Genomic DNA, 14,019 nt, shown 5'->3' with positions numbered 1-14,019 from the left:
GCAAACGACAATGACGACAGAATTTATATTGCCTGATATCGGCGAAGGTATCGTGGAATGTGAACTCCTTGAGTGGCTGGTAGCCGAAGGGGATGTGATAGAAGAAGATCAGCCCGTTGCTGAGGTGATGACAGACAAAGCCACTGTACAAATTCCTGCCATGCATGCAGGTACGGTAATGAAACTTCACTATCAACCGGGAGACATCGCTAAAGTGCATGCGCCCCTGTTCGCCATGGCTACGTCAGGACAGGTTACAAAGCAGGAACCTGAAGCTGAAAGCGCTGCTTCACAAGATCATCCGGCCAGTACAAGTACCGCTACTAGTGCCAGCGCCGGCGCAGGTGAAGACTTTTTACTGCCGGATATCGGTGAAGGCATTGTTGAATGTGAGATTGTGAAATGGCAGGTCACTGAGGGTCAGTCTGTTGAAGAGGACCAGGTGGTTGTGGAAGTCATGACTGACAAAGCCGTGGTGGAAATCCCCGCCAAACACGCCGGCGTGATCACGAAGCTTTACTATGGTGAAGGTGACATTGCAAAAGTGCATACACCTTTGTTTGCTCTGGATCATGACGACAATGCCGGGACTTCTTCGCAAGGCGGCCCCGCTCATACACAGGCTGAAGCCACGGCTTTTCAAACAGCAACTTCTGAAGCGGCAACCTCTGAGAGCGCTGCACGTGAAGGCAGTTTTGAGCCGCCGGTGGCGATTCCCGGAAAAGTACTGGCCAGTCCGGCCGTTCGTCGTATCGCCAGAGAGCATAATATCGATCTCAAATCGGTGCAGGGTTCGGGTAAAAAAGGCAGAGTGCTCAAACAGGATGTCTATCGTGCAGCAGAGTCGTTAAATGCAAACAATGAACTTAACGATGGCTCAAAGCAGACAAAAACGGCATCAGAAGATACCAGACGACCTGTTGAGTCCGGTGGCAAACGTACGGAGAAGGTACGGGGATTACAGGCGGCGATGGCAAAACAAATGCAATTGTCAGTGCAAACTATTCCGCATTTCACGGTAAGTGATGAACTGGTAATGGATAAGCTCATTGCACTGCGCGCTGAGCTTAAACCGGCCTTCGAAGCGAAAGGCGTTAAACTCAGTTTTATGCCGTTTTTCATTAAAGCACTGTCTCTGGCATTAAAAGAATTTCCGGTGATCAACAGCCAGATGTCTGATGACGGTGAATATTTGCATTACTTTGACGATCATAATGTCGGCTTTGCCGTAGACAGTAAAATTGGCCTGCTGGTGCCGAATATTAAACGGGTTCAGGATTTAAGCCTGTTTGATATTGCTTCACAGATGCAGACTATTATTGAGCAGGCCAGAGAAGGTAAAGTGCCGGCAAGTGCATTGAAGGGCGGTACCGTGTCGGTTTCCAATATTGGTGCACTGGGTGGTATTACTGCCACGCCGGTAATCAATAAACCTGAAGCGGCTATCGTAGCGCTGGGTAAGACGCAAAAACTGCCCAGGTTCGATGATAACGGGAATGTGACAGCGCAGCATATCATGCATGTTAACTGGTCCGGCGATCACCGCATTATAGATGGTGCAACCATGGTGAAGTTTAATAACCTGTGGTGCCATTATTTGCAGAACCCGTCAGCCATGCTGATGCATCTGGCCTGATAAACGGATGTGGAGTAAAGAGCCGGCTTATGGCTCTTTCTCTGCAAAATAACGTGTTACAATAACGTTCTTAATTCATGCGGAACGGATTGTTTGTGTTAAGTTATAAACATGCCTTTCATGCCGGTAACCATGCGGATGTGATCAAACATTTGTGCTGGACCGGTGTCATTCAATACCTGAAGAAAAAAGAGAAGCCTTTCACGCTTTTCGATACCCATGCCGGGGCCGGTTGCTACCCTTTGAACAGTGAGCAAACTCAGAAGAACCGTGAGTTTGAGTCTGGTTTCGACCCGTTGTCCGGGGTCAGTGCAACGTCGCCGTTGCTTGCATCTTATTTAAGTGCCATGAACGTTTACTGGCAACAACAACAGTATCCGGGGTCGCCGCTCATTGCTGCCAGAGGCTTACGTTTGCAGGATACCGCGCACCTTATGGAACTGCATCCGGCAGAGGCGGGGATTTTGTCTGAAGTGATCAGAGGCGTGGGTGCCGGTAATGCCCATGTGCATCACCGTGACGGGCTGGAAGGACTGATAGCGATGACGCCGCCGAACCCTAACCGTGGTGCCGTGCTTATTGATCCGCCTTATGAACGCTTTGAAGAATATGCGGATGTTACACGCACGGTAACCAAACTTTTCCGTCGCTGGCAGAATGCGCAGGTTGTACTGTGGTATCCGTTGTTGTCTGCCCGGGCGGGTAAAAAGTCCGGCGCCAGCGAGAACATGGTCGATGACTTAAAAGACATTGCAAAAACCGCTTTTGTGGCAGAACTGCATGTAGCGTCGCCGGATGACGATACCGGTATGTACGGTTCCGGCGTACTGGTGATGAATCCTCCCTGGCAACTGGATGAACAACTCCGCGAAGCGCTGGATGAAGTGTGTTCTCATCTCGGCGCTGACAGTCATGCCAGTGTGACCTGGCTTAAACAGGAAGCTGACGATTGACACAACCCCGCGGGCTTAAACATTTTTATATTCCGGAAGATCAGTCTGTCTATCTTCTGGCACATAAAGATGCCGTCAAGCTCAGGAACTGGGTTGAGTTATGTAATCAGCAGCTACGGCAACTGGGTTACACGCAAACGGGCCTGATCGGTAAAGGTGCATTCGGCTTTGTATTCGCCGGCGTGTCACCCGGCGGTGAGCATCGTGTTTTCAAATTCTCCCGGATCAACCTGCCACAGCATGTTCAGGACCGGCTGGAGGAAGAAGCCTTCATGCTGGCGCAGATCAAGCATCCTCTGGTTCCCGCATTATGTGAATTCCAGCAAATAGGTAAACAGGCCATTCTGGTCATGCAGCGTGCTGCCGGTGCCGATATGGAACAGGTGAGTTTACGAAAAGGTATGTTACCGCCACGGCTGATAGTGCGTCTGGCGGTACAGATGGGGGAAGTGCTGCTGGCGCTCCGCCGTCATCAGGTAAATCACGCTCCCCGTCCCGTGGTGCACGGCGACATTAAACCGTCGAATCTGGTGTGGGAAGACGACACTGAAACCGCCCGTTTAATTGACTGGGGTTCATCAGTGTTTGCCCAGCTGGATGAAAATGGTCAGCATACCGGCAACAATGTGATGGATTTGATGTCCGGTGATATGCAGCAAACGAATGCACGTCTGGGTGATGTGTACTTTATCGGTGACGAACAGCTGAACGGGGCATTGTCATCTCCGCGTTTCGACGAACAGGGCCTTGCCAGCACGCTGTATGCGCTGGCATCAGGTCAGTCAAGCCGTTATGGCCGCAAAGTGATCACGCCGCTGTCGCTGGGTTTACCCAAAATGCTGGCAAATATTTTAGATTACATGCTGAGTGATGATTTAACTAAACAACGTCAGGGCGGTGATTACTTCTTTAATCACCTGCATGTACTTCGAAGCATGGTATTTACAGAAGATAGACCGGCGGAATACAAAGCCATGATCCCGTGCTGGTGCGCTCCGCAGGAGAAAGATATTGAAACAGTAGTGTACAGCTCCCGTAAATCATTTCTTAGGGAAGCGGCGCTGGTGAATGATGCTGAACTGAAATACATCAACGATGCCCAGTTTGACCGCTATTACAAAAACTATCTTCAGGGGATGGGTGAAACTGAAAAAGGTTTCATCTCTGCTGTCAGCCGGCTGGGCCGTTTTCCGGTAGTGGGTGGCATAGCTATCCGCTGGATGCCCGACGGCATTTATGTGGATTCAAGTCTGAATTTGTACGATGAAAGTCTGAAAGTCTCCTTTGAACAGTCGGTGAACAACGTGATCACGCTGGCCAGGGCTATCCACCGTAAAGGGATATTCAAGTGTTGTCTGTTTAATGCCAAAGACACACTGCACATTGAAAGGCAGGATGAGTCAGAGCCTTTTATTCCCGGCAGTGAATGCGTGATCCCTTTTGAGCTGTCCAGAGCGCCGGTTGTGCAGGATAACAGCCGGACGCACTCTTATTTTGAAGACGGTGATGACCCGGATGAACTATTACGTCTGCCAGCCAGTATTATGTCGGTACTGGAAGAACTGAACACAATTCATCATACCGGATGCGTGATATTTGAAGCATTGCCGGCGCATCTGAAAATCCACAGTTATTATACGCTGCTTGATCACAGCCAGCGGGAACGCTTCACAGCGTTACTGGCGGCGCTGGTTCAGGCAGTACCTGATATCAGGGGGATAGGCATTTCCGGCTTTATGAAATTGCCGTATAAAGATACCCGTTACTTTGAGCATTGTGCTCAGTTGCCTGAAAAGTATTACCCCCGTAACCCGAAACAAGCGAATATGGAGACAATAAACGCACATGGCTGAAGTTAAACTCGCTTCACTGATGGAGCTGGAGACTATCGAACAGGGGATCTACCGCGCACAAAGCTGGGATCTCGGATTTCGTGCACTGTTTGGTGGTCAGGTGTTAGGTCAGGCCCTCTCGGCGGCCTACAAGACCGTAGGCGGCGGATTTACTGCCCATTCATTCCACAGCTATTTTCTGTTACCCGGCGATGCCAAAAAGCCGGTCATGTATGATGTGGAAATTGTCCGCGACGGTCGCAGTTTCTGTACCCGTCGGGTGAAAGCCATTCAGGAAGGACGAAATATTTTTTATATGACGGCGTCTTTCCAGTTACCCGAAGACGGGATGGAGCATCAGTTTGCCGTTATGCCCGACGTACCACCGCCGCAGGATATCACGCCCGATATCGCTTTCTATGAAGCCAATTATGAAAAACTTGCCCGTCCGATGCAGGAAGCACTGAGTTATCATAAGCCGGTTGATATCCGTACGGTTGACGCCGTGAATTCATTTTCTGCAAAGAAACGTGATCCGCTACGTTATATCTGGTTGCGTGCGCAGGAAGAAATGGGCACTGATGCACAAATTAATCAGGCGTCACTGGCCTATGCGTCTGACTATCATTTTTTAAGTACTGCATTGCAGCCCCACGGGGTTTCTATGGCCGACCGTGCATTGCGTATTGCCACCATTGACCATGCTATGTGGTTCCACAAACCGGTGAATTTTAATGAATGGCTGTTATACGTGGCAGAAAGCCCGTTCAGCGGCAATGCCCGTGGCATTGTGAAAGGCCAGATATTCAACCGGCAGGGTGAGCTGGTGGCTTCCACTATGCAGGAAGGATTGATGCGTAAAATTGACCGGCAGGGTGAATAACTGTGCCGGCTATTCTTTGGCGGTAACTGGCCGGTGAATAATTTTTTCGCAGAATAAAAAATGCCCGGAATTTTCATCCGGGCCTAGGGGAATGGCTCATTGCTGAGCCGTGCGCTAACTTTTACAAGGGAGAAGTTTTGTGAACTTATTCACAACGGATCGTAACTATAGAACAAAACCGCTCACTTTATAAACAAATTTTTGAAAAAATTTATCGATACATTATCAGAGACTTATTCTCAGTTCCATCCCTGTTTAAAAAACAACAGCTTATTTCTGCTCTGACCAGCCACCAGGCTGAACAAAAATTACCCACAGGTTGGTCACATTTTATTCAATAGAACGAATTTAAATCACGGTGAATGATTAACCGCCATAGCCATTCATCTTATTTATACCGGGAATGTGCAATTGTCCGTAAGCGTTGATAGTGCCACAATAGTTTTACATTTAAATTGCAGTCTGAGGCACGATTATGACAACACCATCAACTTTTATTCCGCCAGAGCGTACCTTAATGGGGCCTGGTCCTTCTGATGTTTCTCCCCGTGTACTTAATGCGATGTGCCGGTCTACCCTGGGGCACCTTGATCCGCTGTTTGTTCAGCTTATGGATGAAACAAAGGCGTTACTTCAATATGCATTTAAAACGACCAATGCGCTGACCATGCCGGTTTCTGCACCGGGGTCGGCGGGTATGGAAGCCTGTTTTGTTAACCTGGTAGAACCGGGCGATAAAGTCATCGTCTGCATCAATGGCGTATTTGGTAACCGCATGGTGGAGAACGTAGTCCGCTGTGGTGGTGAGGCCATTAAGGTTGAAGATGAATGGGGACATCAGTCTGATCTCAACAAAGTAGAAGCAGCACTGAAAGCCCACCCTGATGCTAAAATTCTGGCCTTCGTGCATGCAGAAACTTCTACCGGCGTGCGTAACGACGCTCAGGCCCTGTGTAAACTGGCACAGCAATACGATTGCCTGACCATTGTGGATGCCGTTACCTCGTTAGGCGGTATTGAAGTTGATGTGGATGGCTGGGGCATAGATGCCATTTATTCCGGTTCGCAAAAATGTTTAAGTTGTGTGCCGGGTTTATCTCCTGTGTCTTTCAGCGACCGTGCAGTTGACGTTATCAAAGGACGTAACACGCCGGTTCAGAGCTGGTTTCTCGATATGAATCTTATCGTCGGATACTGGGGGCAGGGCGGCAAACGGGCTTATCATCATACCGCGCCGGTTAACAGTATTTATGCCCTGCACGAATCACTGGTCATGCTGAAAGAAGAAGGTCTGGAGCAGGCATGGCAACGCCATGAGCAGGGGCATGCAAAGCTGGTGGCTGGTCTTGATAAACTGGGTCTGTCTATGGCTGTGGATGAGGCATACCGGTTGCCTCAGCTGAATGCTGTTGTTATTCCTGACGGTGTGGACGATGCACAGGTGCGCAGTCAGTTGCTGAATGATTTTAATCTGGAAATCGGCGCCGGTCTTGGTGCGCTGGCCGGAAAAGTCTGGCGTATCGGTCTTATGGGATATGCGTGTAAAGATCGCAATATCGACCATTGTCTGGCCAGCCTTGAAAAGGCGATCCGCTAGTAAGCATCACTGAGCCGGATACCTGGCTCAGGGTTTTAATGCCAGTACCAGCCAGCCCGTTATCAGCGCAATGGCAAAACTCATCAGCGTGCCCAGCATCATGTATTCTGTCAGTCTCATATCCCGTTCCCGGGACAGATCACCTACGCGGAACACGGTTTTTGTTGCCACCAGAAAACCCAGCCCTGTGTATTCATCGACAAGAATAAAAGACAGCGCCAGTAATCTTTCAACATAACCAATCCAGCGCCCGGCATTGCCCAGGCTTTTTCCTTCTTCTTCACCCTGCGTTTTCTTCAGTTGTTCAGCATGTTGTGACAACAGTTGCCCGATAAGAATACTGGCCGGTTTAAAAATAATGATGTATCCGGTGAGGTAGAGCAGGTTTTCACGGGTCAGCCAGATGGCTTTACTGGTCAGCAGCGTAGCGATATCCATTTTGGTGAATGACAGGGCGACCAGCGCGATAACCAGAAAGTGAGCAAGCTGGTCCAGTGCAAAGGCAAGGTGACTTTTGTGTCCTGCTTTCGCCCAGTCGATGAGAAAATGGCTGACGGTAATGACGCCGGCTGCTGCCAGTCCCTGCCATAATCCTGCGTCAGCCAGCCACAGCGCTACCAGTGCAAGGGCCGCATGTACACCGGCATGAAGAAACAGTGACGGTGATTGCAACCCTTTATCGTGACGGCACTGGATCCATTTAGCCGGTTGCAGGTAAAAATCGCCGATAAAATGGGCGCTCAGCAAAAGCAGAAAGAGTGTCATCCGGCATCGTCCTTTAAGTTGGTGACATAATGAATAAATGGCTCCAGTAAATCCCCGCCGGCCGCTTTCAGGCGTTCGCTGATATTTTGCCGTGAGGTTTGCTGTTGTTCTGCCAGAACCTGGTGTAACGGAAACCCCAGATGAATGTAATGGTACAGCAAATCAGCCTGTTTTTTACTGAGCCGGTTCAGTATGTAGCTTAACTGTGTGCAGATGATACCGGTAGCGATTTGCTGTTCTGCCAGCGGAGTGCGTACAACGATTTCTCCGCTGCGGGCTTCGTCCAGAGCGCGGCCTGATTCAACAAATACCTTGCCGGAAGATGTACCGGGCGTGGCTTTTATCACGGCATCACTGCCTGTTGCCAGCGCCTGGGTGCAATTGACCTGCAACCCGTCTATCTGACTGTTGAGATAGAGCTTGAGTTCAAGCATGGCGGTAACGGCGTCCTCCGGTTTTTCGAAAACAAATTGAAAGCCGTCGCCGCGGAATATTTCGTATAAACAGCCTGTCCTTGCTTTTATTGCCTCACACTGGCGGGTTAGCGCCGACATGGTGTGCTGGTAATCAGAGGACGTCAAGGCGGTGGATTTGACCAGATCGCCGGTAAGGACCGCAGCCATAATGTTGTTATCCCTGGTTATTTCGTTACCAAGCAAGATTATACCCTTGCTTTTTAATATGCAAGCCCTGAGTCTTGCTTTTCCTTTTGCAAGGACAGGATGTTGCATAGGAAATGACGCTGAATACCGGATGCTATCACCGGCTTTATCGTATAGAGTTCTCCGTTTGTCATAAATAACATGCGGGAAGAAATAAATCCGGTAGACTACGACGCATAACAATAACAGACACAATAACGGATTATGCTGCATCGTATTTGGTTATCATTCATTGTTCTCGCCTTTCTGGCCACCGTCTGGCAGGCCTTCTTTGACGCCTCACCGGGTGGCTTTCAGGATGTTATGCAATCTGTCACCAGCATGGCGCAACTCAGCGTGGATATCGCTATCGGTCTGATAGGGGTACTGGCATTCTGGCTGGGTATATTCGAAGTTGCCGAAAAATCAGGCATGATAGAAAAGTTTTCAAGGGTACTGGCACCATTTCTGTGCCGGATCATGCCCGATATTCCCCGCAATCATCCTGCACTTGGCAGCATTACCATGAATATGTCGGCGAACGTACTCGGGCTGGATAACGCTGCTACGCCTTTCGGCATAAAAGCGATGCAGGATATGCAAACTCTGGCAACAGATAAAGAAACCCTCACCAACAGTCAGATCCTGTTTCTGGTACTGAACACGTCTTCAGTGACATTGTTTCCCATTGCGGTTTTTCTCTACCGGGCAGAGCAGGGCGCGGCACAGCCTACTGACGTATTTATTCCTATCTTACTGGCAACCAGCGCTTCTACCATGGCTGGGCTTATCATTACCTGTCTGGTGCAGAGGGTGAACCTGTTTAACCGTGTGGTGGTTTTGTATCTGGCCGGTATTTTTGGTCTGCTGGGTGCAGTGATTGTGTATTTTTCCCATCTGGCAGCAAAAGAGCTGGCAGAGCAGTCTGCCATTGTGGCGAACTTTTTGTTGTTCTCGTTTATTGTTGCGGTACTCGTCACCGGCTGGCGGCGAAAACTCGACACCTATGAATTATTTATAGACGGCGCTAAGAAAGGCTTTAATGTGGCGGTTTCGCTGATCCCGTTTTTATTAGCCATGCTGGTTGCTATTGGCATGCTGAGAGCCAGTGGCATTATGGATATGGTGGTTAACGGCATCGGCTACATGGTTACCGCTTTAGGCGGCGACCCCCGGTTTGTGGATGGCTTACCTACTGCCATTATGAAACCTCTCAGTGGCAGCGGCGCCAGAGCGCTTATGATAGAAACGATGCAGCATCACGGCGCAGATTCTTTCGCCGGCAGACTGGCCTCGGTCCTTCAGGGATCGACAGAAACAACGTTCTACGTTATTGCCGTTTATCTCGGGGCCGTGGGGATCAAGCACTCCCGTTATGCCGTAGCATGTTGTCTGGCGGCAGACTTTGCAGGAATTTTTGCTGCAATTTTAGTCAGTTACTGGTTTTTTGGTTAAGAATTTGTTCACCTGCCGTTCAGTTGACGTAAGCATAATCAGGTCTGACATTTAAATAAGGTGACAGAAATGAATTTAAAACAAATCAGTGCCGCAGTAATCTTCGCAGCGATGCCCGTTCTGGCCAGTGCCCAGGCCATGGAACCGGTTATTCAGGTGAGCGGCAAAGGCTCTTTCTCCGTTGTACCCGATGCTTATACTCTGACATTTGTGATGGAAGAAAAAGGCGAAACCGTTTCTAAACTGAATACACAGATGCAGTCAGACATGAAGTCTGTGCTTAAATTTCTGCTCGACAACGGTATTGAAGAAAAGCACGTGCAGTCCATGCAGGTGAATTTAAATCCGTATTACGAATCTACCCCTCAGGGCCGTGAACAACGGGGATTTGTACTCAGCAGAGAAATTCAGGTAACGGATACGGATATAAATAACTATGACCGTATCATTGACGGCGCTTTATCCCGCGGTATAGATCGTATACAAGGGTTTCAGTTTATTGCCAGTGAGCAGAATAATGCTTACGAAAAGGCCTTGATAAATGCAGTTAAAGACGCCAAATTACGCGCCGGACTGTTAGCAGAAGAACTGGGCGTAAAAACAGGTAAGGTAATTGCAGTGTCAGAGAGCGGCAACAGTTACCCCATGCCGGTGATGAGAATGGAAATGTCCGCGAAGGCCGACAGCTTTTCATCAGCCATGCCCGGTGAACAAGTCGTGGAAGCTCGGGTGAACGTCAGCTTCGCGATAGATGAATGAGATTGAGGGTAAGTTGAAAAACGAGTTTTACAAAGAGTTACTGACGCAGGCGAAGGGTTTAATGAGCGGTGAGAGCGATCTCATCGCCAACATGGCGAATTTGAGCGCGTTAATGTTTAACCGCATGGAAAAGGTAAACTGGGCCGGATTCTATTTATATAAAGAGGATCAACTTGTGCTCGGGCCTTTTCAGGGCCAGCCCGCCTGCATACGCATTCCGATGGGCCGCGGTGTATGCGGCACTGCGGCACAAAGCCTGCAAACCCAACTGGTAGAAGATGTCCACGCGTTTGAAGGCCACATTGCCTGTGACGCCGCATCCAATTCTGAAATCGTTATTCCGCTGGTGCTGAACGGCAAATTACTGGGCGTACTGGACATCGACAGTCCCGAATACAGCCGGTTTGACGAAGAAGATAAGGCCGGTCTGGAAGCGCTGGCTGAGGCTTTACTGGATTCTCAGCGATGAAAGAATATGTAGATATCCATGTTGTGCTGGCAACACCGGCCGACATGGAAGACAATTTTGACGAACCCGAAGAGGCAGCAGAGCGGATAAATTTCATTCTGCATTGCATTTACGACAGAGCCGATGAAGATGCGGATACGCACTGGCTTGAGCGTTTATTGCACTATACCTGGGAAACATGGCATCAAACACGCAATTTATTGGACATAGACGACGATGAATTGCTTGATTGGGTTGACCACACGCTGGCAACTTGGGATGATGCTGACAATGAAGATTATTATTAACCACACGTAAAGTATAGATGGAATCACCAGAGAAGTTTTCAAACAGTAAAGAAGTCATCGCCTTTTTGGCAGAAACCTTTCCAAACTGTTTTTCCACCGAGGGCGAAGCACAGCCTCTGAAAATTGGCATTTTTCAGGATCTGGCTCAGCGTTTAGAAAATGAAGAACGGGTTAGCAAAACCTTACTGCGTTCAACATTAAGACATTACACCAACAGCTGGCGTTATCTGCACAGCATCAAAGAAGGCGCTCACCGCGTTGACTTAGATGGTAATCAGGATGCTCAAATTGAAAAAGAGCATGCTGACCACGCAAAGCAGCAGTTGGATGAAAGCAAAGCGAAAGCGGCTGAAAAGCGCAAAGCGAAGCAAAAGACCACTGGCGAAAAGCGTCCACCCCAACGCAAACCACGCAGCGAAAATGGTGAAAAACCTCAGCAGCGCGGGAAAAAGGGAACTAAATTTAATTCTGAAAGACCAAATAAAACACCACCGGCCAAACTTACCGATGCCGATTGCCAGCCAGGCACATCCGTCACAGTGAAGTTGGGTAAAGCCCCGATGCATGCGGTTATTACTGAAGTCGCTAAAGACGGTATTCACGTGCAACTTGATTCGGGCATGGTGGTAAAAGTCAACGCAGACGCTTTACGTTTGGCGAATTCCAAGAGGTCGTAATATGAAAGAAATCCTTCGCATTTCCATTGCCAGTGCATTTTTAACCGTTGGCGTTGGCGCCGGTGCAACTACTACCACTGAACAGGTAGAAGATTTACCCGTTCTGCAGCAGGAAACACAACACAGTGTGGCTGCAAAAAGGGTAAGTGCTTTGTTCACCAGAGCGCACTACAAGGAAATTGCGTTGGATGACGCTTTGTCGGAAAAAATCTACGACCGTTTTCTCCGCTCTCTCGATAACAACAAACAAGTTTTGTTGAAGTCAGATGTGGATGGTTTCGAAAAGTACCGTGATTCTTTTGATGAAGCGTTAAGTCGCGGCAACCTGTCTATCGCTTATGATATGTATAATCAAAGTGCAAAACGTCGTGTTGAGCGCTTTGAGTTTGCGTTAAGCCTGTTAGACAAGCCTTTCAATTTTGAAAAAGCTGACGACAAATTCTATTACGACCGTGAAGACGCAGCATGGCCAACCACAGAAGCAGAGCTGGATGAATTGTGGCGTCAGCGGGTTAAATACGATGCGCTTAATCTGATTATGGCGGATAAAACCTGGGAAGAAGCAAAAGACTTACTGACCAAGCGTTATACCCGTGCCATTAAGCGACTGAAGCAAGCTGAGAGTGAAGACGTTTTCCAGACGGTTATGAACTCTTTTGCCCGCAGCGTTGAAGCGCATACCAGTTACCTGTCTCCCCGAAATGCCGACCGTTTCCAGATGGAAATGAACCTGTCATTTGAAGGTATTGGTGCTGTACTTCAAGCAGAAGATGACTTTACTGTAATTAAAAGCATTGTACCGGGCGGCCCTGCTGATAAATCTAATGCGCTGAAACCGGAAGATAAAATTATTGGTGTGGCGCAGGACGACGAAGAGTTCGTGGATGTTGTAGGCTGGCGTCTGGATGAGGTTGTTGATCTCATTAAAGGACCCAAAGGCAGTACCGTACGTTTACAGGTACAAAAAGGCACATCAGATACCAAAGCCATGTCTGTGGTCAGTCTGACCCGTGACAAAATCAAGCTTGAAGACCGCGCCGCGAAATCTGAGGTTTATGAGCCGGAAACCGGCCCGTATGCCGGTGAGAAGTTAGGCGTTATCACAATTCCCAGTTTCTATAACAACCTGCATGCTGACGTGAAAAAAGAACTGGATTCACTGAAAGCTCAGGACGTCAAAGGCATCATTGTCGATTTACGTGGTAACGGCGGTGGTTCGCTGACAGAAGCGACGTTACTCACCGGACTGTTTATTGAAAAAGGACCGGTAGTACAAATTCGCTATGGCGAAGGCAAGGTGAGTGTTAACCGTGATACTGACGGCGTAGTAACGTACGATGGTCCGTTAACAGTACTGGTTGACCGTTACAGTGCGTCTGCATCTGAAATCTTTGCGGCTGCGATGCAGGATTACAGTCGTGCTTTGATTGTGGGCGAGCAAACCTTTGGTAAAGGTACCGTTCAACAGCACCGCGGACTTGGCCGGATTTATGACCTGTATGACAACCCGCTGGGCAGTGTGCAGTTTACCATTGCGAAATTCTACCGTATCGACGGTGGCAGCACCCAGCACAAAGGTGTCGTACCGGACATTAAGTATCCGTCGCCCATTGATCCGGCAGACTGGGGTGAAAGCCAGGAAGAAAATGCATTACCCTGGGACAGCATTGACCGCGCAAACTATACCACTTTTGGCGACAGCCAGAGTGCACTGGATGTACTGGCAGCCAAGCACAATGCCCGGGTATTGAAAGATCCTGAGTTTATGTATCTCGCCGAAGATATTGACGAATACAAAAAGAATAAAGACAAAAAATATGTGTCACTGGTGAAATCAGAACGGGAATCAAAGAAAGAAGAATCCCGTGAGAATGATCTGAAACGGGCCAATGAGCGCCTGGCACGTATTGGCAAGGAGCCGGTTGAATCGCTGGACGATTTACCGGATGAGCTTGAAGAGCTGGATCCTTTCCTGGATGAAGCGGCTAACATCACTTTCGACATGTTAGACACCGGTAAATACGCAATACATCAACAATAAAATACATACTACAGGGGCTGGTGC

13 protein-coding genes are annotated in these 14,019 nt (G+C 48.9%); 11 read left to right on the top strand and 2 right to left on the bottom strand.

All coding sequences use genetic code 11. The features are described from left to right. Positions 1-10 precede the first annotated feature (10 nt). The 5 genes from ACXAH4_RS18600 to ACXAH4_RS18580 all read left to right on the top strand — a co-directional run bounded on the left by ACXAH4_RS18600 (position 11) and on the right by ACXAH4_RS18580 (position 6,901). Entirely contained in the window at positions 11-1,636 is a 1,626-nt protein-coding gene (locus tag ACXAH4_RS18600; protein ID WP_474882959.1) for a dihydrolipoyllysine-residue acetyltransferase, read from the top strand. A gap of 95 nt (positions 1,637-1,731) precedes the next feature. After that, positions 1,732-2,589 (top strand): 23S rRNA (adenine(2030)-N(6))-methyltransferase RlmJ, encoded by an 858-nt coding sequence (locus ACXAH4_RS18595; protein WP_119501342.1) that lies wholly within the window; start codon positions 1,732-1,734, stop codon positions 2,587-2,589. Then, on the top strand, positions 2,586-4,442 hold the full coding sequence (locus ACXAH4_RS18590; protein WP_474851594.1) for a protein kinase domain-containing protein: 1,857 nt from the start codon (positions 2,586-2,588) through the stop codon (positions 4,440-4,442). Before ACXAH4_RS18595 ends, ACXAH4_RS18590 begins: the two co-directional genes overlap by 4 nt. Beyond that, positions 4,435-5,304 carry an acyl-CoA thioesterase gene (locus tag ACXAH4_RS18585; RefSeq protein ID WP_303575203.1) on the top strand — a complete coding sequence of 290 codons (870 nt, stop codon included), beginning with the start codon at positions 4,435-4,437 and terminating at the stop codon, positions 5,302-5,304. Before ACXAH4_RS18590 ends, ACXAH4_RS18585 begins: the two co-directional genes overlap by 8 nt. A 475-nt stretch (positions 5,305-5,779) precedes the next feature. Next, complete coding sequence (locus tag ACXAH4_RS18580; protein WP_474882957.1) at positions 5,780-6,901, top strand: pyridoxal-phosphate-dependent aminotransferase family protein; 1,122 nt, start codon at positions 5,780-5,782, stop codon at positions 6,899-6,901. A gap of 27 nt (positions 6,902-6,928) precedes the next feature. Here ACXAH4_RS18580 and ACXAH4_RS18575 read toward each other — a convergent pair whose 3' ends face one another. Continuing rightward, entirely contained in the window at positions 6,929-7,666 is a 738-nt protein-coding gene (locus ACXAH4_RS18575) for a DUF3307 domain-containing protein (protein WP_474882956.1), read from the bottom strand. Then, the gene (locus ACXAH4_RS18570; protein WP_349586308.1) at positions 7,663-8,289 is read right to left on the bottom strand and encodes a hypothetical protein; all 627 of its coding nucleotides are present in this window, start codon (positions 8,287-8,289) and stop codon (positions 7,663-7,665) included. Before ACXAH4_RS18570 ends, ACXAH4_RS18575 begins: the two co-directional genes overlap by 4 nt. Positions 8,290-8,532: 243 nt before the next feature. On the opposite strand from ACXAH4_RS18570, the gene ACXAH4_RS18565 reads away from it, so the two are divergent. The 6 genes from ACXAH4_RS18565 (at position 8,533) to prc (ending at position 13,995) form a co-directional block, all read left to right on the top strand. Then, a complete protein-coding gene (locus ACXAH4_RS18565) occupies positions 8,533-9,762 on the top strand; it encodes a nucleoside recognition domain-containing protein (protein WP_474882954.1) in 1,230 nt (409 codons plus the stop codon). Positions 9,763-9,831: 69 nt separating this feature from the next. Continuing rightward, complete coding sequence (locus ACXAH4_RS18560) at positions 9,832-10,521, top strand: SIMPL domain-containing protein (RefSeq protein WP_119501348.1); 690 nt, start codon at positions 9,832-9,834, stop codon at positions 10,519-10,521. Beyond that, entirely contained in the window at positions 10,514-10,990 is a 477-nt protein-coding gene (locus ACXAH4_RS18555) for a GAF domain-containing protein (RefSeq protein WP_474844179.1), read from the top strand. The genes ACXAH4_RS18560 and ACXAH4_RS18555 overlap by 8 nt, the downstream gene beginning before the upstream one ends. Further along, positions 10,987-11,277: a hypothetical protein gene (locus ACXAH4_RS18550; RefSeq protein ID WP_119501350.1), complete on the top strand. Its 291-nt coding sequence runs from the start codon at positions 10,987-10,989 to the stop codon at positions 11,275-11,277. The genes ACXAH4_RS18555 and ACXAH4_RS18550 overlap by 4 nt, the downstream gene beginning before the upstream one ends. Positions 11,278-11,294: 17 nt before the next feature. Further along, positions 11,295-11,954: an RNA chaperone ProQ gene (gene proQ / locus ACXAH4_RS18545; protein WP_119501351.1), complete on the top strand. Its 660-nt coding sequence runs from the start codon at positions 11,295-11,297 to the stop codon at positions 11,952-11,954. 1 nt (position 11,955) lies between these two features. Beyond that, the gene (gene prc / locus ACXAH4_RS18540) at positions 11,956-13,995 is read left to right on the top strand and encodes a carboxy terminal-processing peptidase (protein WP_474851583.1); all 2,040 of its coding nucleotides are present in this window, start codon (positions 11,956-11,958) and stop codon (positions 13,993-13,995) included. The last annotated feature ends 24 nt before the right edge of the window (positions 13,996-14,019 follow it).

It is taken from the genome of Alteromonas sp. ABV2_168, assembly GCF_056161165.1.
Note: the sequence above shows the minus strand (reverse complement) of the source record. Positions and strands in the feature narration are given on the sequence as shown.